We start from the raw sequence: 19,349 nt of genomic DNA, 5'->3' as shown, positions 1-19,349 counted from the left end.
GGGCTGTCTGCCCACTATCGCGCACATGCGCGATTTCCCCCGAAGGTATTTCGGGCCAGATGAAGAGGCGGATCGGGCTTATCCGGCCAGCGTCGCGGCGGCGGCTTCGAGCGCACCCTGACCACGGGGGATATCGAGCGCAGCCATAGCGGTTTCGACGCCACCCAGCATGGCCATGACCATTTGAGCGTTTACGTGCCCCATGTGGCCAAGGCGGAAGCAGCCGTCCCAATCCTCCATTCCCAGACCGATGCCCAGCGTCAGACCCAGTTGGGTTTCGGTATAGCTGCGCAGCGGCGTGCCGCGCCCCTCGGTCAGGCGGAGGGCAGTGACCGCGTGGCTGCGATGGGCCGGGTCGGCGACGTTGAAATCCAGCGCGCCACCTTGCGCCCAGATTTCACAGGCGGCCCAGATGGCCGTTGCCAGGTGTTCGTGGCGAGCCCAGACCTGTTCGATCCCTTCGCCATGGATCAGGTCGAGCGCGGCGCGCAGGCCATACAGGTGGTGGGTTGGCGCGGTGCCGTTGAAATACTGATAGAACAGATCTGGATTGGCGCGTGGTTGCCAGTCCCAATAATGCGAGACGCGGGGCATTGTGGCGCGCTTGGCTTGCGCCTTGTCGTTGAAGAAGACAAAGCCGGTGCCCGCCGGGGTCATCAGCCCTTTCTGGCAAGCCGTGACAGTGACGTCGACACCCCAGGCATCCATCTCGAACCGGTCGCAGCCCATCGACGCGATGCAGTCAGCCATCAGCAAGGCTGGGTGGTCAAGGTCGTCGAGCAACGCTCGCAGGGCCGGGATATCGTTGCGGATCGATGTGGACGTATCGACGTGGACTGCAAGGACCGCTTTGATCTTGTGGCTGGTATCGTTACGCAGGGCCTCGGCGATGCGGTCAAGATCCCAGGGCGAGGACATGCCGAAATCGATCAGGTCAACCTTGGCGCCGATTCCTTCGGCCATCTCGGCCCAACCGTGGGTGAAGCGGCCAGAGGCCGGGGCAAGCACGGTTTCACCGGGTGCAATGACGTTGGAAAGCGCAGCCTCCCATGTACCGTGACCATTAGCGATATAGATGGCGACGTTGTGCTGAGTTCCGGCAACGCGTTTCAGATCTCGGGTGAGCGCGGGCATCATCTCGATCAATTCACCGTCATAGATATTGGGCGACGGACGGTGCATCGCTTGCAGCACCGTATCGGGCATGACCGAAGGGCCGGGGATGGCCAGATACTCGCGCCCATGCGCGAGGGAGGTTTGGTTTGTCATGAGGGCAACCTGTTTGAATTGAGGCCTACCCTAGCGTCTTGCCCTGCGGCGTCAATCCAGCAGACTGGCGGCCTCGCGGGCAAGTGTTTCGATCCCGGACCAATCACCGTTTTGAACCATCTGCTTCGGCGCGACCCAGCTGCCGCCGGCGCAGACAACATTCGACAGTGACAGGTAATCGAGGGCATTTGACGGCGATACGCCACCAGTTGGGCAGAAGGTGATCTGCGGTAGCGGTGCGCCGATCGCTTTTAGGGCGGGAGCCCCTCCTGAGGCCTCGGCGGGGAAGAATTTCAGCATGTCATAGCCCTTTTCCAGCAGAGCCATGGCTTCGCTTGCAGTAGCCGCACCGGGGAGAAGGGGCAGACCTTCGGCTTCGCAGGCGGCGATCAGGGCATCGGTTGCACCGGGCGAGACGCCGAACTGAGCGCCAGCCTCTTTGACAGCGCGGACATCTTCGGGTGTGACCAGTGTACCCGCCCCAACAACACCGCCGGGGACGTCGGCCATGGCGCGGATCGCGTCGAGCGCGGCGGGAGTGCGCAAGGTGACTTCAAGCGCCGGGAGGCCACCGGCGACCAAAGCTTCGGCCAACGGGCGCGCATGGGCCGCGTCGTCGACGACCAGGACTGGAACAATCGGGGCCAGCGCGCAGATCTCGCGGGTGCGTTGGGTTTTGGACATTGGGTTACACTCCGAAAATGCTGGCGCCGGTGTCGGCTGAGCCGACATTCTGACGGAAGGCGCCGAAGAGGTCACGGCCAACGCCGTGTTGGTTTGCCGTAAGGTCGGCGGTGGCCGGATTGCGGTCGAGAACACCAGGGGTCAGGATTTCCAACTCGCCCTTGACCGCATCAACGCGCAACTGGTCGCCGTCTTGCAGATAGGCGATCGGTCCACCATCCAGCGCCTCGGGGCAGACATGGATGGCCGCGGGCACTTTGCCGGATGCGCCCGACATACGGCCATCGGTGACCAGAGCCACCTTCTGCCCCCTGCCCTGCAGGATCGACAGGATCGGCGTCAGCGAATGAAGTTCAGGCATACCGTTGGCTTTTGGCCCTTGGAAGCGAACAACAACGATGACGTCATCGGTGAATTCTCCGGCTTTGAAAGCGGCTTTAACGGCGTTCTGGTCGTGGAATACACGCACGGGCGCTTCGACCACTTGGTGTTCAGGTGCTACAGCCGACACCTTCATGACCCCTGTGCCCAGATTGCCTGTCAAGCGAGAGAGCCCGCCCGTGGGTTGGAACGGGTCTTTGGCCGGGCGAACGATCTTTTCGTTCAGACTGTGGCCCGCGCCCTCTTCCCAGACCAACTCGCCGTCTTTCAGCTTGGGTTCTTTGGTGTAGTTGTGCAGGCCCTGCCCCGCGACAGTCAGCGTATCGGGGTGCAGCAAGCCATCTTCCAGCAGCGTACCGATGGCAAAGCCCAGGCCACCCGCAGCGTGGAAGTGGTTCACGTCTGCCAGACCGTTGGGATAGACGCGCGCGACCAAAGGCACGACAGCGGAGATGTCGGAAAAATCCTCCCAGTCCAGCACGATACCACCGGCACGCGCCATGGCGATCAGGTGGATCAGTAGGTTGGTGGAACCGCCGGTGGCCATCAGGCCGACGATGCCATTGACGAAAGCGCGTTCATCAAGGATCTGGCAGACCGGTGTGTAGTGATTGCCTAGTGCACTAAGGGAAAGGGCGCGGCCCGCACCTTCTTCGGTCAGCGCATCGCGCAGGGGCGTGTTGGGATTGACGAAGCTGGAGCCCGGCAGGTGCAAGCCCATGAACTCCATCAGCATCTGATTGGTGTTGGCGGTGCCATAAAAGGTGCAGGTGCCGGGGCCGTGATATGCGGCCATTTCGGCCTTCATCAGCTCTTCGCGGCCCACCTCTCCGGCGGCGAATTTCTGGCGGACCTTGGCCTTTTCGTCATTCGGCAGGCCACTGGTCATCGGACCTGCAGGCAGGAAGACGGCAGGAAGATGCCCAAAGGCTTGCGCGCCGATGATCAGGCCGGGCACGATCTTGTCACAGACGCCCAGGAAAACAGCGGCGTCATAAGTGTTGTGGCTTAGCGCCACTCCGGTCGCCAGCGCGATCACATCGCGCGAGAACAGAGATAGTTCCATCCCCGCCTCGCCTTGCGTGACGCCGTCGCACATGGCTGGCACGCCGCCTGCAACCTGCGCTGTGCCGCCTGCTGCGCGGATCGCATCGCGGATCAGGGCCGGGTAGCGTTCGAAAGGCTGATGGGCCGAGAGCATATCGTTATAGGCGGTAACGATCCCCAGATTGCCAGCCGTGCCGGTGGCCATGGAGTCCTGATCTTCGCCCGCCCCGGCATAGGCGTGGGCCTGCCCGCTGCAGGACAGGTGCGCACGCGCAGGGCCCTTGGATTTGGCCTGCTCCATTCGTTCAAGATGCGGGCCACGCAGATCGGCGCTGCGGTCGATGATGCGTTTGGTGACGTCGGATATAACTGTGTTGACCATGATTACCCTCCGATTTGACGCCAGCGGCGTCCATCGCGATGCATCAGCATCAATGCTTCTTCAGGCCCCGAGCTGCCCTGATCGTATTTCGCGGGCTTATCTCCACGCTCTTCCCAGCCGTGAATGATGGGATCGACCCAGGCCCATGCGGCCTCGGCCTCATCGCCGCGCATGAACAAAGTCTGGTCGCCGCGGATGACATCCATGATCAGGCGTTCATAGGCATCCGGGGATTGGCCGTCATCGCCCAGCGCATCAGCGAAACTCATATCGAGTGCAACGTCGGACAGGCGGAACCCGCCCTGCCCCGGTTCCTTGATGGTGGTGCGGAGCGTGATGCCTTCGTCCGGTTGCAGGCGGATCACCAGCACGTTGCCATGCAATGGTCCGACATTCGGAAAAATCGTATGCGGCGGATCGCGAAAGAACACTGCAATCTCGGATTCACGTGCGCGCAGGCGCTTGCCGGTCCGCAGATAAAACGGGACACCGGCCCAGCGCCAGTTGCCGATATGCGCCTTCAGCGCAATGAAGCTTTCGGTACGGCTGGCGGGGTTGCCGACGTGATCCAGATAGCCATCGCCCCCTTTTTCGGTGCGGTACTGACCACGAGCGATATCCTTGGGTTCCACCGGCTCCAGCGCTTCGATCACTTTGACTTTCTCATCGCGCACCGCGTTGGGTGAGAATTTCGAAGGCGGTTCCATCGCTGTCAGGCACAGCAATTGAACCAGATGGTTCTGGATCATGTCCCGCATCGCGCCGGACTGATCATAATAAGCACCGCGCCCTTCGACGCCCACGGTTTCGGCCACGGTGATCTGGACGTTATCAACATGAGTGGCGTTCCAGAGCGGTTCGAAAAGCGAGTTGGCAAAGCGCAGCGCCATCAGGTTCTGCACGGTTTCCTTGCCCAGATAATGATCGATCCGGTAAATCTGATGTTCTTCAAAACAGGCCCGTAGCCCTTCGTTCAACGCTTTGGCTGATGCCAGATCGTGACCAAAGGGTTTCTCGACCACGATACGACTGTCAGGTGTGGACAGGCCGTGCTCGTTCAGACGTTGGGCGATGCCCGAGAAAAGGCTTGGGCCTACTGACAGATAGAAGGCGCGTACCACATCCGGTCGCAGCGTTTTCGCTAGGTCAGACCAACCCGCATCGCCAAGCGCATCTACCGGAACATACTCGACGCGGGACAGAAAGCGATCAAGCGTATCCTTATTGAAACCCGGCGCAAACTCTTGCATCGACGCACGCAGCTGTTCACGGAACCCGTCGCTGTCCATGTCGGATCGGGCGGTTCCAATGATGCGCGCATCCTCAGGCATCTGGCCGACTTCGAAGCGATGATAGAGGCCCGGCAGGATTTTACGCTGCGCCAGATCGCCCGTCGCGCCGAACAACACAAGGTCGAACGGATCTACCGGAATTACGCGTGAGACCATTGCAAGGCTCCTTTCGAATTCCCCGCCAGCATAAGCGAGGTTTCAGCCCGGGATTAAAACGCATGTGCGTCATTAGCTATGTTATCGCTAACATTCACCGGCTGAATAGAAAACCTGAGCGCAAAAATCAAGCGCGGATTTGCAGCTGGCATCGCGGAAGATCAGTCAGGACTGCGTCCGCAGCCAGTCCATCACCGCCGGACGCACGGATTGTTCCCCACGATGGCGGGCATCGGCGATAATTTTACGCACATCCTGAAGGTTCGACCGCAACAACAGGCTTTTGACCGGCCCGATTGATGCGGGGCGCATCGAAAGGGTACGGATGCCCATGGCCGCGAGACACAGCGCCTCGACGGGACGACCGGCATCTTCGCCACAGAAGCTGAGCGGTGTGTCCGAGATCGAGCATCTCTCAACGATACGTTCAATGAAACTCAGAAAGCTGACATTCAGCGTATCGTAGCGACGGCGAACCAGTTCATTTTCGCGATCGGCGGCGAAGAAAAACTGTTTCAGGTCGTTCCCACCGATCGAGATAAAGCCGACTTCGTCAAAGAACTTCTGCGGCGCAAAGGCAAGTGAAGGCGTTTCCAGCATCGCCCCCACTTCGAGCGATTCAGGCAGAACATGGCCCAGACGCCGTTCACGCTCGATCGTTTTCTTGACCTCCCAGCGCGCCTCGCGAAACTCGTCAGCCTGCGCGACAAAGGGGAACATGATGGTCAGGGGGCGGCCATCAGCGGCGCGGATCAGCGCCTGCAACTGCATCCGCATCACGCCGCGCTTGTCCAGACCCACCCGGATCGCCCGCCAGCCCAGCGCAGGGTTCGGTTCTTCCACATGCTTCATATAGGGCAGAACTTTGTCTGACCCGATATCGAGTGTACGGAACACCACACGCTTTTCGCCCGCAGCATCCAGAACCCGTTTGTATTGCGTCACCAGCTCGGATCGCTTGGGCATCTGATTGCGGATCAGAAACTGCAGTTCGGTGCGAAACAGGCCCACTCCTTCGGCGCCAGAGGTACTAAGCGAGGGCAAATCGGCCATCAGGCCCGCGTTCATCACCATGTTGATTCGCGCACCATCCTGCGTGACGGTGGGCGTTTCACGGATCGAGGCGTAGCGTTCCTGCGCTTTGGCCTCCATCGCGATTTTGTCACGGAACGCACTAACGACGGTGTCTTCGGGGCGCAGATGAACGACACCGCTATCGCCATCAACCAGAATGTGATCGCCGTTCAGGGCTTCGGTGGTGATGCGGCCTACATGCACCACCAGTGGGATCGCCAACGCGCGCGCCACGATAGTGGCATGGCTTCCGACCGAGCCTTCTTCCAACACGATCCCTTTGAGAGAACGGCCATATTCCAGCAGATCACCGGGGCCGATATTTCGCGCAATTAGGATCGGATCGGGCGGCAGGTCAGCCCCATTTCCGTTACCCTGTCCAGTCAAAATTCGCAGCAACCGATTGCTGAGGTCGTCCAGATCGGCCAACCGTTCACGTAAATACGGATCGGTAACCTGCCCCATGCGAGCCCGCGCCTGAGATTGTTCTTTCTCGACCGCCGCCTCTGCGCTGAGACCAAGAGCGATGTCCTCCTCCATCCGGCGCATCCAACCCTTGGAGTTGGCGAACATCCGGTAGGCTTCCAGAACCTGCAACTGCTCTTTGTCGCCGCCCTGAGAAATCTCAAGCATCTTGTCGACGCCGACGCGTAGCTCTTCAACGGCCTCGGTCAGCCGCTCACGCTCACGATGCGGGTCTTCGGCAATGGGATTGGTGACAACAACACGAGGTTCATGCAGCCAGACATGGCCTTCAGCAGATCCCTCCTGCGCCGGGCCACCGGTAAGTTGCACCGATTGCTGGTGCAGCGGTGACAAGGCCGCGCCTTCGCCGACGAACGCGCCCAGTTCGGCCATTTCGGCCAGAACCATCGCGACAACTTCCAGCGCATAAACCTCATCCGCCGAAAACTCGCGCGCGTCCCGGGACTGAACCACCAGCACGCCCAGTTTCTGACCCAGACGCTGTACCGGCACACCAAGAAAGGACGAATACCGTTCCTCGCCAGTTTCCGGCATGTACCGAAAGCCCTTGGCCGAGGGCGCGTCCGCCGTATTCACCACCTTGCCAGATTTGGCGACGCGACCGACCAGCCCTTCGCCCATACGCATCCGCGTCTTGTGCACCGCTTCTGGGGACAGACCTTCGGTGGCGCACAGTTCAAGCGTATCCTCATCCCGAAACAGGTAGATCGAGCAAACTTCGCGACCGGTACTGTCGGCGATCAGGTGCGTGATCCGGTCAAGACGTTCCTGACCGGCGGCTTCGCTCGCCATTTCTTCGCGCAGCCGTCCCAGCAACTTGCGAGATTCTGTTTCCGTGCCTTCCGCCATGGCCCACCCACGTTACGGTTTCAGACAGGACACTTGGCTGAAAGCTCAGGCCGCCTTGTCCAGTTCAAAGGCATCATGCAGTGCCTGAACCGCAAGTTCCATGTATTTCCTGTCGATCAGGACGGAAATTTTAATCTCGGAGGTTGTAATGACCTTGATGTTAATCCCCTCATCCGAGAGAATCTTGAACATCTTGGCCGCAACACCGGATTGCGAGCGCATGCCGATCCCGACAACTGAGACCTTGCAAACGTCCTCATCCGCAACCAGTTCGGCGTAGTTCAGCTCACCCTGATCCTTGATCGCCAGCAATGCCTTTTCGGCGCGGGAGACCTGATTGGTCGGACAGGAAAAGGTCATGTCGGTGCGCCCTTCGTCCGAGATATTCTGGACGATCATGTCCACGTTCACGCCCTCGTCGCTGAGCGCGGTAAAGATGATCGAGGCGATGCCGGGACGGTCCGCCACCGAAACGACGGTCATCTTGGCTTCGTCGCGGGAATAGGCCACACCGGCCACAACATTGGATTCCATGATATCCTCCTCGTCGCAGACCAGTGTACCGGCCTCGTCGGATTGTTCCTCAAAGCTTGAAAGAACGCGCAGTTTCACCTTGTAGCGCATCGCCAGCTCGACCGAGCGGGTTTGAAGCACTTTGGCCCCCAGCGAGGCCAGTTCGAGCATTTCCTCGAACGAGATTTTGTCCAGCTTGCGCGCCTTTTCACAGATGCGCGGGTCGGTCGTATAGACACCGTCCACATCCGTATAGATGTCGCAGCGCTCGGCTTCGAAAGCGGCAGCAAAAGCCACGGCAGTGGTGTCTGAACCGCCCCGACCCAGCGTGGTGATGCGACCTTCGGGGCTGATGCCCTGGAAGCCCGCGACCACCGCAACGCGCATCCCTTCGCCGAATTTCTGGTTGATATTCTCGGGCGGGATTTCTTCGATCCGGGCCGCTGAATGGGCACCGTTGGTGATCAGCGGCACCTGCCAACCCTGCCAGCTGCGCGCCGGGATGTCCATTTCCTGCAGGGTCAGCGCCATCAGGCCAGCTGTTACGTTTTCACCAGAGGAGACAACGGCATCATATTCGCGCGCGTCATAGAGCGGAGAGATTTCATCGACCCAGCCCACCAGCTCGTTGGTCTTGCCGGACATCGCCGAAACGATGACGATGACGTCATAGCCTTTGGCTACCTCGACACCAACCCGTTTGGCAGCACGGCGGATCCGGTCCAGATTGGCGACCGATGTGCCGCCGAATTTCATCACGAGTACGGGCATGGGGGCTAGTGTCTCCGCGCCTTGAATTTCTGATCCCGTGCCTCTTATGCGAGGGGGGGCGCAAGGGCAAGTGGGCAAAGTCTGCACCGCAGTGCTTTACTTTGGTCGTGCGTGGTGTAAGCGTTCGGTCAAAGTCTTATTCCACGAGGATTTCAATGTTCCGCTTTGCCCTTGCCCTAAGCCTGGTTTCGACTGCCGCAAATGCCCAAGTGGCCACCCTATCGGGAACGGATGGCGAGAACTCATTAGGCACCGTTCCATGCGCTGCATTGGCAGGTGATACACTGGCCAGTTGTCCGGCCGAATTGCGGAAGCGCGAAGATGGAACGGCGACGTTGGCGGTTCAGTTGAACACTGGCGAGGTTCGGCGGATTTACTTCACCAAAGGCGTGCCGGATTCCAGCAGTTCGACATCGAAACTGACCTACGAGACACGCGGTGATATCATGGTGATCTTCATTGATCCCGGTGAAGTCTACGAAATCCCCAAGGCGGCCCTGAACTCTCAGTAAGGGTGCGCCCGACCATCCCAGGTTTCAAAACAACCGGTAGTATCGAGCGAGAGAGCAGCAAATCGCTCGATCAAGCCGTTTGCCGCCTGATCGACCGTGATCTCTGCCGCAGCTCCGCCCATGTCCGTCTGCACCCAGCCCGGATGGTAGATTCCCACCGCAATGCCATCCGCCTGTAGGTCAGTCGCTAGGTTGCGGCCCAAATTCAGCGCCGCCGCCTTTGACGCACGGTAGATATAGCTGCCACCCGGCGCGCGCGTATGTGACGCCATCTGAGACGAAACGATGGCGATCCGGCCCCGCGCGGTTCGCAGGTTCGGCAACAAGGACTGAATGGTCAGAAACACGCCTGTCACGTTGGCGGCAAAGCTTTGCGCCCACATCTCGGCGGGATAGCCACTAATGTCGTGTCCTTTGTCCAGATAAACGCCCGCATTGCAGATCAGCAGGTCAATCTGGCGGCCTCGCAGTTGCTCGGCCATTGCAGCGTGCTGTTCAGGGTCCGTGACATCCAGCACGATATCTGCGCTACCGTCTCGGGCAGTTCCGGTCACTTCATGACCTTCTGCACGGTATTGATCCGCAATGGTTTTCCCGATCCCTCGGTTCGCGCCCGTAACAACGATGTGCATGGGTTAGTTGGTTTTGCGGCTCGGAACAAACGGCAACGGTGCGACCGGCACGCCGTCTTCAATCAGCGATTGCGCCTCTTCGGGCTTGGCCTCACCATAGATCGCGCGCTCGGGCGCATCCCCCAGATGGATTTTGCGGGCTTCTTTGGCGAAATCCTTGCCCACATAGTCCGAGTTTTCCTCGACCTTTCGACGCAGTTCGCTGAGGACCTCAGCGATCTCGGGCGAAGGTGTTGCCATGCTGATCTCATCCGCAGAGGGCTGCGCTGGTGCAACCTCGGTCACCGCCTTGCGCGCAGGCCGGACACGCGGTGTCATCACCGCCTTTTCCACCTTGTCGCAGCCGCATACCGCGCAGGTTACCAACCCGGCCGCTGACAGTTTGTCAAAGGCGGCTGCGGATTGAAACCAACTGTCAAAGCTGTGGTCATTGCTGCATTTCAATGCGTATTGAATCATATCACATCCAAAATCCGGTTGGCGAATAGATACCGACCAACATGGCAATATCAAGTCTTGATCTTGTCGCGCTACTGCCGGTGCAGCCCGAATCCACCCAAAAGCGCGGCGAGATCAGGCGACGCCACTTTCGATGACGCCTTTTTGGGCGAAACCCATCTGCGCCTGCGCTCACCCGCTTCGGGAAAATGCGCCTCAGATCGCTGCACATGCAGCGGAAACACATCAACCAGACACAGCGCCGATGGCTTGCCAGGCCGGTTCTTGATATAGGCAAACCGACCAAGGCTTTCGCTTCCGCACTGCCCCAAAACACCAGCCTCTTCCCAGGCCTCGCGGGCGGCTGTTTCAGACGGGGTCAGCCCGTTGATCAACCACCCCTTCGGGATGATCCAGCGCCGCGCCCTGCGCGTTGTGATCAACAAAATCTCTGGCAGGCCATCATTGGTTCGATAGCAAAGCGCAGCGGATTGAGCATAAACAGGCAGCGCCCCGGAAAGGGAGAGGTTCTCGGCCGAAAGATCGGCGATAGCACCATTACTGCGCCCGTCAAACACGGTTCATATCCACTGCTCGCTCCGCTTATGTTGCGGTTTATAAAGTGATATTTATCATATCCGGCAGAGTCTGCCAAGCTTTACGGGAAAGCCCCCTTGTTCAGAGCCATCCGCCCCGACAAACGCCGCACCAGTTCGTCATGAGGGATGTCGGCATCAATCGCCAATCGACGCAGCCCAAAATGCACATGCGCGATCTGCTGGTAGTAGCGGGTATAGACAAAATTTGTACCGCCCCCGGCAAGCGCCCCAAGTAACGGTACAGACTGCGCCGCCAGCTTCTGGCCCAGCACTACGGACAGGCGCGGCGCCACCATCGCAATGAGGCGTTGCATGGTCGGTCCGGTCAGGGTCATGCGCATTGAGAAAAAGCCCAGATCAGCCCCGTCATCCTCGGCCAAAGGACCTGCGGCTGACAACACTCGGATCGAGTCGAATTTCACGTTCTCGGCGGTCGGATCAAATCCTTCCCGCATCGCTGCGCCTTGGATCGCGCGCAGCATCATGGCGGTTGTCGCGGGCAGCTCGACAAGTGCTGTGGACACTCCACCCAGACCTCCGGCTGCGCCCATGGCAGTGGTCAAGGCTGTGTTGACCCATGGTTTCTGGTCAGGCACGGCACGCCGAGAGCCTTCGGCCGCATGCATGGCAAGCCAAAGCGCCTGTTCGGTTGCTTCGGTCAGACCTTCTCGCACCGGCTTAGGTAACTGATCCAATAAGGATTCCGCCGAACCACCAAGCTTGTTCAGCAGATTCACTCCTGCGCCACCTGCCGCACCGTACAGCTGCGCAAGCCGATCAAGCTCGGCCTCGGGATCGAGTTTTTCGACAAGAACCACGTCCTGCATCTGTGCCCTCCTGTCCTGAAAACATCGGGACCTTGCAGCGGGTTTTCAATGGGTCAACGGGTCCAGCGACTAACAAGCCCCTGAATTTCGGACCAAACTCCGGGGGTCAATTCCAAACCCAGTATGCGATCAGGGTTGGTGGGCGGGGGCATTTCGACACCCGTCAGCGGGGTGAACCCGAACCGGGCATAATAGGGCGCATCGCCCACAAGCATGACGCGATCCCACCCTTTGGCGCGCCCGGCCTCTACCCCCTGATGGATCAGATATCCGCCCAACCCTTCGCCTTGATGGGTCGGGTGGACCGCCACTGGACCTAGCAGCAGCGCGTCATGTTCACCCACATGCACGGGCCAAAACCGGATTGCACCAGCCAGAATGCCCTGCCCATCGCGCGCGACCTGCGACAGGCCAGCGACAGGCGGCACGTCATCGCGCAGACGATAAGACGACAACGCCTCGCGCCCCGGAGCAAAGCACAGGTCATAGAGCGCTTCGACCTCCCACCAGTCTTCCGGCTCTTCCGGCCTGATCTTGAATTGCTGCACGCGCGCCCTCTTATCCTTGCTGGAAATCGCCCTAGCACTTCGATAGGCCTTGGGCAAACGCTTGGAGTCCATATGTTCTATCGCCCCGAAGACGGCCACGGCCTGCCGCACAACCCCTTCAACGCCATCATAACCCCACGCCCGATCGGCTGGATTTCGACGCGCGATGCTGACGGGATCAACAACCTGGCCCCGTATTCCTTCTTCAATGGTGTCGCTTATACACCGCCCCAGGTGATGTTCGCCTCAACCGGCTCCAAACACGATCAGGATGGCGGCAAGGACAGCATCGCCAATATCGAGGTCACGAAGGTATTCTGCGTCAACGTGGTGGCCCATGCGCATCGCGATGCAATGAATGCCAGCTCAGAGGGTTTGGGAAAGCACGTCGACGAGTTCACTCATGCTGGGCTGACACCCGTTGAATGCGAAACCATAAATTGCTCTCGGGTCGAGGGAGCGCCCGCAGCGCTGGAATGCAAACTTACTCAGATCGTTACTCTGCCGGGTGAGTCCAATCGGGTGGTGTTCGGAGAGGTCACTGGTGTGCACCTGCACGATGACCACATCCGTGACGGCAAATTTGACGTGACCTCATTCAACCCGCTCGCGCGGTTGGGTTATCGGGACTATTCTGTGGTGACAGAATTGTTCAGCCTTTCACGCCCGGATGACTAATGCCACTGCCTGATCCTACATGCAGATATCCGATTGTTCTGCCCGACGGCTCTAGCCACAACGGAACAGTGTTTCTGTCTCAGGCCATCGATCATCCCCGCTTTGAGGCAGGAGCTTACACTTATGCGTCGGATTTCGATGCACCGAAGGACTGGGCGCAGCGGCTTGCACCGTATCTGTTTCCCTTTTCAGAAGAAAAGCTGATGCTGGGCAAGTACTGCCAAATCGCTCATGGAGTAAGGTTTATCACTGCCTCCGCAAATCACGCGACCGATGGCTTGACCTGCTTTCCATTTCCAATTTTCGATCCGGATCGCATGTCAGGCTACCAGCCTGATACACGTGATACCGTTATCGGGCACGATGTCTGGATCGGTTACGGAGCTTTGATTTTACCCGGAGCGCAGATCGGAAATGGCGCGATTGTTGGCGCAGGCTCGGTCGTGCGGGGTCAGGTTCCACCCTATGCAGTCGTTACCGGAAATCCGGCAAAAGTCCGGCGCTATCGTTTTGATCGCGATGTGATTGAAAGGCTGCAAGACTTGCGATGGTGGGATTGGCCCGCAGAAACCATCACTCGGGCCGAAGATGCCTTGCTTTCAGGCAATATCGATGCGTTGGAGCGCATTGCTTCTGAGATATAAGGCGGCCAATCCGGCCGCCCTTTCGCGTATTCAGTGCCCGCCCAGAATACCGGTGCGGACCGAATAATCCACAGCCAGTTCGTAATCCGGGTCATCATCGCTGTCGACCATCAGATGGCCGGCCTTGTTCAGCAGTGTATGACAGTCACGGCTCAGGTGCCGCAGCATGACGCGTTTGCCAGCAGCTTCGTATTTGGCGGCGATGTTTTCGATAGCCTGCAGCGCGGATTGGTCCACCACACGGCTGGCTGCAAAGTCGATGATGACGGTCTCGGGGTCGTTTGTTACGTCGAACAGCTCCACGAAGCCCTCGGACGAACCAAAGAACAGCGGGCCCTGAATTTCATAGACCTTCGCCCCTTCTTCCGTTTCCGAGTCGCGCGTAACCGCGTGGATGCGTTTGGCGTTATTCCATGCATAAGCCAGGGCAGAGACAATCACACCGACCACAACAGCCACCGCAAGGTCTTCCATCACGGTGACGACTGTCACCAGTACGATCACGAACGCATCCATCAAAGGCACCTTGCGCATGATCTTCAGCGAATTCCAGGCGAAGGTTCCGATCACCACCATGAACATCACACCGACAAGTGCGGCCAGTGGAATCTGCTCGATCAGAGGCGAACCCACAAGGATGAAGAGCAACAGAAACAGCGCTGCAGCGATACCTGCGATACGCGTGCGCCCGCCTGACTTCACGTTGATCATCGACTGACCGATCATCGCACAACCGCCCATACCACCAAAGAAACCGGTGACTACGTTCGCTGTGCCCTGCGCGATACATTCCTGCGAAGCACCACCGCGCTTGCCGGTGATCTCACCCACAAGGTTTAGCGTCAGCAGGGATTCAATCAGACCGATGGCGGCAAGGATCAGGGCATAGGGCAGGATGATTTCAAAGGTCTCCCAGTTCAGCGGCACCATAGGTATATGGAAGCTGGGCAGGCCGCCTTCGATCGAAGCAAGATCACCGACACGCGGGACGTCCAGCCCAATGCCAATGACCAAAGCAGCGACAACAAAAATCCCGGCCAGAGGCGCTGGGATGACGCGGGTGATGCGGGGCATGATCCAGATCACAGCCATGGTAAGAGCGACCAGACCCAGCATTGTGTAGAGCTGTAGGCCCGAAAGCCACTCGCCACCGCCCATGCCGTGGCCGGTGTTTTCCATGGTTCCGGGCACTTTGAACTGCCCCAGCTGCGCCAGAAAGATCACGATCGCCAGACCGTTCACAAAGCCCAGCATCACCGGATGCGGCACAAGTCGGATGAACCGGCCCCAATGCATCGCACCTGCGATGATCTGCATAATCCCCATCAGCACCACCGTTGCGAACAGGTATTCGACCCCGTGTTGTGCGACCAGTGCGACCATGACAACCGCAAGCGCCCCGGTCGCGCCCGAGACCATGCCGGGGCGACCACCGATCAACGCAGTGATCAGACCGACCAGAAACGCCGCGTAAAGCCCGACCAGAGGGTGCACCCCGGCGACAAAGGCAAAGGCCACGGCTTCGGGGACCAGCGCCAGGGCGACGGTGAGACCGGACAGCAGTTCGATCCGCAGGCGGGAAAAGGTCAATCCCTCATCCGGGACCCAGCGCAAATCGGGTTTGGCTATACGATTGGCAAAGCTTGCCAGCATGGCTCGGGGCATGGATCGGTCCTGTTGGTCGGTATTGTTCGCGCGAAAGGGGCCTTCTAGCGGTCAAACCGGTCTTGAGATACCGCGCCAGGCGGGACCCTGATATGCGCCGTGCGCATAGCTTGACCCAAGCGCACACAAACCGTTGAACCCACTTGTCAAATGAAGCTGTGGCCCGCAGAACTCACACAGCAGGAATTTTCAACGGAGAGCACTCGTGACCCAAACAAAAATCGCCGTCATTGGAGGATCGGGCATTTATGACATCGATGGTCTGGAGAATGCCGAGTGGGTCACAGTAGAAACGCCATGGGGCGATCCGTCGGATCAGATCCTGACCGGGTCGCTCGATGGGGTCGAAATGGCCTTCTTGCCGCGTCACGGTCGCGGACACGTGCACTCGCCGACCGAGGTGCCCTATCGCGCCAATATCGACGCGTTGAAACGGCTTGGCGTAACGGATGTGATCTCGGTCTCGGCCTGCGGGTCGTTCCGCGAACATATGGCGCCGGGTGATTTCGTGATCGTGGATCAGTTCATCGATCGAACATTTGCCCGTGAAAAGAGCTTTTTCGGGACTGGCTGCGTCGCCCATGTCAGTGTTGCGCATCCGACCTGCCCGCGCCTGTCGGACGCTTGTGAGACTGCTGGCAAGACGGCTGGCATCACCATCCACCGAGGTGGAACCTATCTGGCGATGGAAGGACCGCAGTTCTCGTCATTGGCGGAATCCAAATTATACCGCGAGCAATGGGGGTGCGACGTGATCGGCATGACCAACATGCCCGAAGCGAAACTCGCCCGCGAGGCCGAGCTTTGTTATGCCTCAATTGCCATGGTCACCGACTATGACAGCTGGCACCCTGATCACGGTGAAGTCGACGTGGCCGCCATCATCGCCACGCTGACCGGTAATGCGGAAAAAGGCCGGGCATTGGTCAAAGGTCTACCCGCTATGCTGGGGACCGACCGTGCGCCCTGCCCGCATGGCTGCGACCGGGCGCTGGAGTATGCCATCCTGACCGCGCCTGAAAAGCGCGATCCGGAATTGTTGGCCAAGCTGGATGCTGTGGCTGGGCGGGTGTTATGAACTCAGTTCTGAGACAGGTTCTTTTGCACCTCGTCCCATAGGCCACGCGACCACAAATCGTTGTGGGTGCCGTCGGGGATCACGTAAATCTGCGCGGTATCGGACATCTCGGCCAGAGCTTTTCCGTGATGCAGTGGAATAGTTTCATCCTCGGTGCCGTGAAAAATCAACGTCGGCACCGAGATCTGTTCGATAAGGTCACGTGTGGCGAACTGATCCCTCATCAAGGCTGAGACCGGCAGGAAAGGATAGCGTTCCGCCGCGACATCAACGGTTGCAGTGAACGGGGCCTCAAGCACCAGAAGTTCTGCATCGGGACGCTCGGCAGCCACAGCGGCGGCAATGCCGGTGCCGAGGCTCTGACCGTGCAGCACCACAGCTTTGCCCTGACCCGCCAGCCTGTCATAGAGCTGAACTCCATCAGAGATCAGCGCCAGTTCCGAGGGCTCGCCTTCGCTGCCCGGAAAGCCGCGATAGCTGGGGGCAAGCAGCCCGTAGCCCGAGTTGAGGATTTCGCGCAGCCGTTCAGCACGGTCCCCCAGATTGCCGCTTTGGCCGTGGAAGAATAGGACGGTCGGTGCATCCGGGATTGCAGCGGGTGCAGCCCAGACCGTCAGGGCAGTACCATCAGCCATTGTCAGCGACAGCGCATCAACATCCGCCAACCCCACCGAAGCCGGATCCGGTAACGTACCTTCGGGTTTGTACAGCAGAGATTGCTGGTTGAAAAACATGTATCCGAGGACGCCCGCATACAAGATCGCCCCGGCCAACAGCAGTCCTACCAAGATGCTTTTGAGGCGCTCGACATCGGATCTGGCGCGGCCGGTATCGGCCTCAGCGTGTTGGGTTTGTACCATGGCTCCCTCCTTTGGGTCGCATTGCGAGAGTGGGGTACATTGGAGGCGTTTCAAGATGCATAAGCCAAGCTTCATCCAATCTTAAACCTGTTGCGGCAATCCCAGACCGCATTGCACGCTTGAATTCCCCGCCCCATGTCCTTGGTATTTAGGCGACCCCGGCTTCGCAAATCCGAACGCCAACCCGTTGGAGACGGTGTTTCACCACGAGAATGTGCCCGCAAAGCCTTGACCAATACGTCGTGCCAAGGCTTGCTGTGGGAAACACTCTAATAGGATACTCCATGTCCATTGAAATCTGGCTGGCCTTTGTGGCCGCTTCGACCGCGCTGCTGCTGATCCCAGGCCCGACCGTGTTGCTGGTGCTTAGCTATGCGCTGTCGAAAGGACGCAGTGTGGCGGTTGCCTCGGCCACTGGGGTCGCATTGGGGGATTTGGTGGCGATGACCGCGTCGCTGCTGGGGCTAGGGGCGCTGGTGCTGGCCTCTGCCACACTGTTTACCGTGCTGAAATGGGTTGGGGCAGCCTATCTTGTCTGGCTTGGTGTCAAACTCCTGCGCAGCGCGCCGTCGGGCGGGCTGCAAGCAATTGAAACCGAACGTGACGTGACCGCCCGCAGTGTTTTTGGCCATGCCGCTGCAGTCACCGCGCTGAACCCGAAGTCCATTGCCTTCTTCATCGCTTTCGTACCGCAATTCTTGCGTCCAGCCGAGCCTTTGGGTCCGCAATTCGCGATCCTGATCGCAACATTTGTGGGTCTCGCGGGGTTGAACGCGCTGGCCTACGCGCTGCTGGCAGACAAGCTGCGCCGGATGATCGGACGCGCGAATGTCATCACGACCATGACCCGGTTCGGAGGGTTGACCCTGATCGGAATGGGCATCGCCACAGCGGTTCTGCGCCGCCCGGCGTGATTTCAGTTTTCAGCGTTTTCCTTCATGAACCCCCGGATAAACCGGCGAATTTCGCGGGCGGCGGAGGTGTCCAGATCCCTGCACAACTCGACGAATGCATCGCGCTCATCCTTGTCGAGACGCAAAATCAACTGACTGTTTTTCTTGGTAGATTTCTTTCCATCTTTCTTGGTCACACGTCCAGTCCCCGTCCTGCCCTTGATTCTAAGCGCGATGCATTGTATATACATAGAATATAAAATGTAGATATCGCGCACATAACAGCAAAAGTGAGATTAAAGCAATGAACCTTCATGTCGCGCAAGCCATTCTTCTTCGGGATCAACGCAACTGGCGCAAGCCGCACCTGTCCTGGCTTCCGAACGCGCTGTATCGCTACTACGGCCTGCCTAACGCCATGCGCGGCCGCAGCAAGTAGCCGCAGGGGCCAGAGTTCTCTTGCATGACCGCACCTTATGGGCGAAATACCCCGCGCGTGTTTGATGCCAAAGGGGTGGCCCATGTCCAGAAACAAAACGGTCAAGGATTACATTCGGACCATCGTCGATTTCCCGCATGAAGGGATCATGTTCCGCGATGTCACCACCCTGTTTGCCGACCCGCGTGGGTTCCGCATGGCAATCGACCAGATGTTGCACCCTTACGCCGGTGAGCGAATCGACAAAGTTGTGGGCCTTGAGGCGCGCGGCTTTATTCTGGGCGGTGCGATTGCCCACCAGCTGAGCGTTGGATTCGTGCCGATCCGCAAAAAGGGCAAACTGCCCGGCACCACGATCAGCCAGGACTACAAGCTGGAATATGGCGAGGCGATCGTCGAAATTCACGATGACGCCATCCAGCCGGGTGAGAAGATCCTGGTCGTTGATGATCTTCTGGCTACCGGAGGCACCGCCGCCGCGGGGATCAAGCTGATCGAACGGCTGGGCGGCGAGATCATCTCATGCGCGTTCATCATCGATCTGCCCGAATTGGGTGGTCGCAAAGCGCTGGAAGATTTGGGCATGGACGTGCACGTTCTGTGCGAGTTCGAAGGGCTCTGATCTCCACAAA

The 19,349-nt window shown here is 59.1% G+C and carries 21 protein-coding genes; 7 read left to right on the top strand and 14 right to left on the bottom strand.

What is annotated here, in order from left to right; all coding sequences use genetic code 11:
• Window positions 1-78: 78 nt before the first annotated feature.
• From ACR0AY_RS06800 to ACR0AY_RS06775, 6 genes are all read right to left on the bottom strand, one after another.
• A complete protein-coding gene (locus tag ACR0AY_RS06800) occupies window positions 79-1,269 on the bottom strand; it encodes an aminotransferase class V-fold PLP-dependent enzyme (RefSeq protein ID WP_170511349.1) in 1,191 nt (396 codons plus the stop codon).
• A 51-nt stretch (window positions 1,270-1,320) separates the two neighbouring features.
• Entirely contained in the window at window positions 1,321-1,953 is a 633-nt protein-coding gene (locus tag ACR0AY_RS06795) for a bifunctional 4-hydroxy-2-oxoglutarate aldolase/2-dehydro-3-deoxy-phosphogluconate aldolase (protein WP_170466124.1), read from the bottom strand.
• Window positions 1,954-1,957: 4 nt separating this feature from the next.
• Window positions 1,958-3,763 (bottom strand): phosphogluconate dehydratase, encoded by a 1,806-nt coding sequence (gene edd / locus ACR0AY_RS06790; protein ID WP_480453889.1) that lies wholly within the window; start codon window positions 3,761-3,763, stop codon window positions 1,958-1,960.
• A 2-nt stretch (window positions 3,764-3,765) separates the two neighbouring features.
• Entirely contained in the window at window positions 3,766-5,211 is a 1,446-nt protein-coding gene (zwf, locus tag ACR0AY_RS06785) for a glucose-6-phosphate dehydrogenase (protein WP_170511351.1), read from the bottom strand.
• Between the two features lie 165 nt (window positions 5,212-5,376).
• Window positions 5,377-7,620 (bottom strand): phosphoenolpyruvate--protein phosphotransferase, encoded by a 2,244-nt coding sequence (gene ptsP / locus ACR0AY_RS06780; RefSeq protein ID WP_170511353.1) that lies wholly within the window; start codon window positions 7,618-7,620, stop codon window positions 5,377-5,379.
• A 45-nt stretch (window positions 7,621-7,665) separates the two neighbouring features.
• The gene (locus tag ACR0AY_RS06775) at window positions 7,666-8,904 is read right to left on the bottom strand and encodes an aspartate kinase (protein WP_170397275.1); all 1,239 of its coding nucleotides are present in this window, start codon (window positions 8,902-8,904) and stop codon (window positions 7,666-7,668) included.
• 155 nt (window positions 8,905-9,059) lie between these two features.
• On the opposite strand from ACR0AY_RS06775, the gene ACR0AY_RS06770 reads away from it, so the two are divergent.
• The gene (locus tag ACR0AY_RS06770) at window positions 9,060-9,416 is read left to right on the top strand and encodes a hypothetical protein (protein WP_170397277.1); all 357 of its coding nucleotides are present in this window, start codon (window positions 9,060-9,062) and stop codon (window positions 9,414-9,416) included.
• Here the strand turns inward: ACR0AY_RS06770 and ACR0AY_RS06765 are convergent.
• The 5 genes from ACR0AY_RS06765 to ACR0AY_RS06745 form a co-directional block, all read right to left on the bottom strand.
• A complete protein-coding gene (locus ACR0AY_RS06765; protein WP_480453887.1) occupies window positions 9,410-10,048 on the bottom strand; it encodes an SDR family NAD(P)-dependent oxidoreductase in 639 nt (212 codons plus the stop codon). The two genes, ACR0AY_RS06770 and ACR0AY_RS06765, sit on opposite strands and share 7 nt — an antisense overlap.
• Window positions 10,049-10,051: 3 nt before the next feature.
• Window positions 10,052-10,507 (bottom strand): DUF1178 family protein, encoded by a 456-nt coding sequence (locus tag ACR0AY_RS06760; RefSeq protein WP_170397281.1) that lies wholly within the window; start codon window positions 10,505-10,507, stop codon window positions 10,052-10,054.
• Between the two features lie 71 nt (window positions 10,508-10,578).
• Window positions 10,579-11,064 (bottom strand): NUDIX hydrolase, encoded by a 486-nt coding sequence (locus tag ACR0AY_RS06755; protein WP_170511357.1) that lies wholly within the window; start codon window positions 11,062-11,064, stop codon window positions 10,579-10,581.
• Between the two features lie 80 nt (window positions 11,065-11,144).
• Entirely contained in the window at window positions 11,145-11,912 is a 768-nt protein-coding gene (locus tag ACR0AY_RS06750; RefSeq protein WP_170404266.1) for an EcsC family protein, read from the bottom strand.
• A gap of 53 nt (window positions 11,913-11,965) precedes the next feature.
• Window positions 11,966-12,460 (bottom strand): GNAT family N-acetyltransferase, encoded by a 495-nt coding sequence (locus ACR0AY_RS06745; RefSeq protein ID WP_170397287.1) that lies wholly within the window; start codon window positions 12,458-12,460, stop codon window positions 11,966-11,968.
• Between the two features lie 72 nt (window positions 12,461-12,532).
• On the opposite strand from ACR0AY_RS06745, the gene ACR0AY_RS06740 reads away from it, so the two are divergent.
• Together ACR0AY_RS06740 and ACR0AY_RS06735 are read left to right on the top strand one after the other, a co-directional pair.
• Window positions 12,533-13,138 (top strand): flavin reductase family protein, encoded by a 606-nt coding sequence (locus ACR0AY_RS06740; RefSeq protein WP_170511361.1) that lies wholly within the window; start codon window positions 12,533-12,535, stop codon window positions 13,136-13,138.
• A complete protein-coding gene (locus ACR0AY_RS06735) occupies window positions 13,138-13,782 on the top strand; it encodes a CatB-related O-acetyltransferase (RefSeq protein WP_170511363.1) in 645 nt (214 codons plus the stop codon). Before ACR0AY_RS06740 ends, ACR0AY_RS06735 begins: the two co-directional genes overlap by 1 nt.
• 30 nt (window positions 13,783-13,812) lie before the next feature.
• On the opposite strand, the gene ACR0AY_RS06730 is transcribed toward ACR0AY_RS06735, so the two are convergent.
• Entirely contained in the window at window positions 13,813-15,447 is a 1,635-nt protein-coding gene (locus tag ACR0AY_RS06730; RefSeq protein WP_170511365.1) for a SulP family inorganic anion transporter, read from the bottom strand.
• A 205-nt stretch (window positions 15,448-15,652) separates the two neighbouring features.
• Here ACR0AY_RS06730 and ACR0AY_RS06725 point away from each other — a divergent pair, with 205 nt between their 5' ends.
• Window positions 15,653-16,525 carry an S-methyl-5'-thioadenosine phosphorylase gene (locus ACR0AY_RS06725; RefSeq protein WP_170511367.1) on the top strand — a complete coding sequence of 291 codons (873 nt, stop codon included), beginning with the start codon at window positions 15,653-15,655 and terminating at the stop codon, window positions 16,523-16,525.
• A 2-nt stretch (window positions 16,526-16,527) separates the two neighbouring features.
• On the opposite strand, the gene ACR0AY_RS06720 is transcribed toward ACR0AY_RS06725, so the two are convergent.
• On the bottom strand, window positions 16,528-17,385 hold the full coding sequence (locus tag ACR0AY_RS06720; protein WP_170511369.1) for an alpha/beta hydrolase: 858 nt from the start codon (window positions 17,383-17,385) through the stop codon (window positions 16,528-16,530).
• 284 nt (window positions 17,386-17,669) lie between these two features.
• Here ACR0AY_RS06720 and ACR0AY_RS06715 point away from each other — a divergent pair, with 284 nt between their 5' ends.
• On the top strand, window positions 17,670-18,299 hold the full coding sequence (locus tag ACR0AY_RS06715; RefSeq protein WP_170397298.1) for a LysE family translocator: 630 nt from the start codon (window positions 17,670-17,672) through the stop codon (window positions 18,297-18,299).
• Window positions 18,300-18,301: 2 nt separating this feature from the next.
• Here ACR0AY_RS06715 and ACR0AY_RS06710 read toward each other — a convergent pair whose 3' ends face one another.
• Window positions 18,302-18,475 (bottom strand): hypothetical protein, encoded by a 174-nt coding sequence (locus tag ACR0AY_RS06710; protein ID WP_170404284.1) that lies wholly within the window; start codon window positions 18,473-18,475, stop codon window positions 18,302-18,304.
• A 107-nt stretch (window positions 18,476-18,582) separates the two neighbouring features.
• Here ACR0AY_RS06710 and ACR0AY_RS06705 point away from each other — a divergent pair, with 107 nt between their 5' ends.
• Both ACR0AY_RS06705 and ACR0AY_RS06700 read left to right on the top strand, forming a co-directional pair.
• Complete coding sequence (locus ACR0AY_RS06705) at window positions 18,583-18,717, top strand: hypothetical protein (protein ID WP_255612018.1); 135 nt, start codon at window positions 18,583-18,585, stop codon at window positions 18,715-18,717.
• A gap of 82 nt (window positions 18,718-18,799) precedes the next feature.
• The gene (locus ACR0AY_RS06700) at window positions 18,800-19,339 is read left to right on the top strand and encodes an adenine phosphoribosyltransferase (RefSeq protein WP_010441681.1); all 540 of its coding nucleotides are present in this window, start codon (window positions 18,800-18,802) and stop codon (window positions 19,337-19,339) included.
• The last annotated feature ends 10 nt before the right edge of the window (window positions 19,340-19,349 follow it).

Source organism: Ruegeria sp. A5, from assembly GCF_056543005.1.
Note: the sequence above shows the minus strand (reverse complement) of the source record. Positions and strands in the feature narration are given on the sequence as shown.

Excerpts from the sequence above, each read along its gene's own strand:
- ACR0AY_RS06715 (WP_170397298.1), top strand. The coding sequence starts at position 17,670 with ATGTCCATTGAAATCTGGCTGGCCTTTGTGGCCGCTTCGACCGCGCTG.
- ACR0AY_RS06700 (WP_010441681.1), top strand. The coding sequence starts at position 18,800 with ATGTCCAGAAACAAAACGGTCAAGGATTACATTCGGACCATCGTCGAT.
- ACR0AY_RS06735 (WP_170511363.1), top strand. The coding sequence starts at position 13,138 with ATGCCACTGCCTGATCCTACATGCAGATATCCGATTGTTCTGCCCGAC.
- ACR0AY_RS06705 (WP_255612018.1), top strand. The coding sequence starts at position 18,583 with ATGAACCTTCATGTCGCGCAAGCCATTCTTCTTCGGGATCAACGCAAC.
- ACR0AY_RS06720 (WP_170511369.1), bottom strand. The coding sequence starts at position 17,385 with ATGGTACAAACCCAACACGCTGAGGCCGATACCGGCCGCGCCAGATCC.
- ACR0AY_RS06770 (WP_170397277.1), top strand. The coding sequence starts at position 9,060 with ATGTTCCGCTTTGCCCTTGCCCTAAGCCTGGTTTCGACTGCCGCAAAT.
- ACR0AY_RS06740 (WP_170511361.1), top strand. The coding sequence starts at position 12,533 with ATGTTCTATCGCCCCGAAGACGGCCACGGCCTGCCGCACAACCCCTTC.
- ACR0AY_RS06775 (WP_170397275.1), bottom strand. The coding sequence starts at position 8,904 with ATGCCCGTACTCGTGATGAAATTCGGCGGCACATCGGTCGCCAATCTG.
- ACR0AY_RS06800 (WP_170511349.1), bottom strand. The coding sequence starts at position 1,269 with ATGACAAACCAAACCTCCCTCGCGCATGGGCGCGAGTATCTGGCCATC.
- ACR0AY_RS06750 (WP_170404266.1), bottom strand. The coding sequence starts at position 11,912 with ATGCAGGACGTGGTTCTTGTCGAAAAACTCGATCCCGAGGCCGAGCTT.
- ACR0AY_RS06795 (WP_170466124.1), bottom strand. The coding sequence starts at position 1,953 with ATGTCCAAAACCCAACGCACCCGCGAGATCTGCGCGCTGGCCCCGATT.
- ACR0AY_RS06760 (WP_170397281.1), bottom strand. The coding sequence starts at position 10,507 with ATGATTCAATACGCATTGAAATGCAGCAATGACCACAGCTTTGACAGT.
- ACR0AY_RS06765 (WP_480453887.1), bottom strand. The coding sequence starts at position 10,048 with ATGCACATCGTTGTTACGGGCGCGAACCGAGGGATCGGGAAAACCATT.
- ptsP (WP_170511353.1), bottom strand. The coding sequence starts at position 7,620 with ATGGCGGAAGGCACGGAAACAGAATCTCGCAAGTTGCTGGGACGGCTG.
- zwf (WP_170511351.1), bottom strand. The coding sequence starts at position 5,211 with ATGGTCTCACGCGTAATTCCGGTAGATCCGTTCGACCTTGTGTTGTTC.
- edd (WP_480453889.1), bottom strand. The coding sequence starts at position 3,763 with ATGGTCAACACAGTTATATCCGACGTCACCAAACGCATCATCGACCGC.
- ACR0AY_RS06730 (WP_170511365.1), bottom strand. The coding sequence starts at position 15,447 with ATGCCCCGAGCCATGCTGGCAAGCTTTGCCAATCGTATAGCCAAACCC.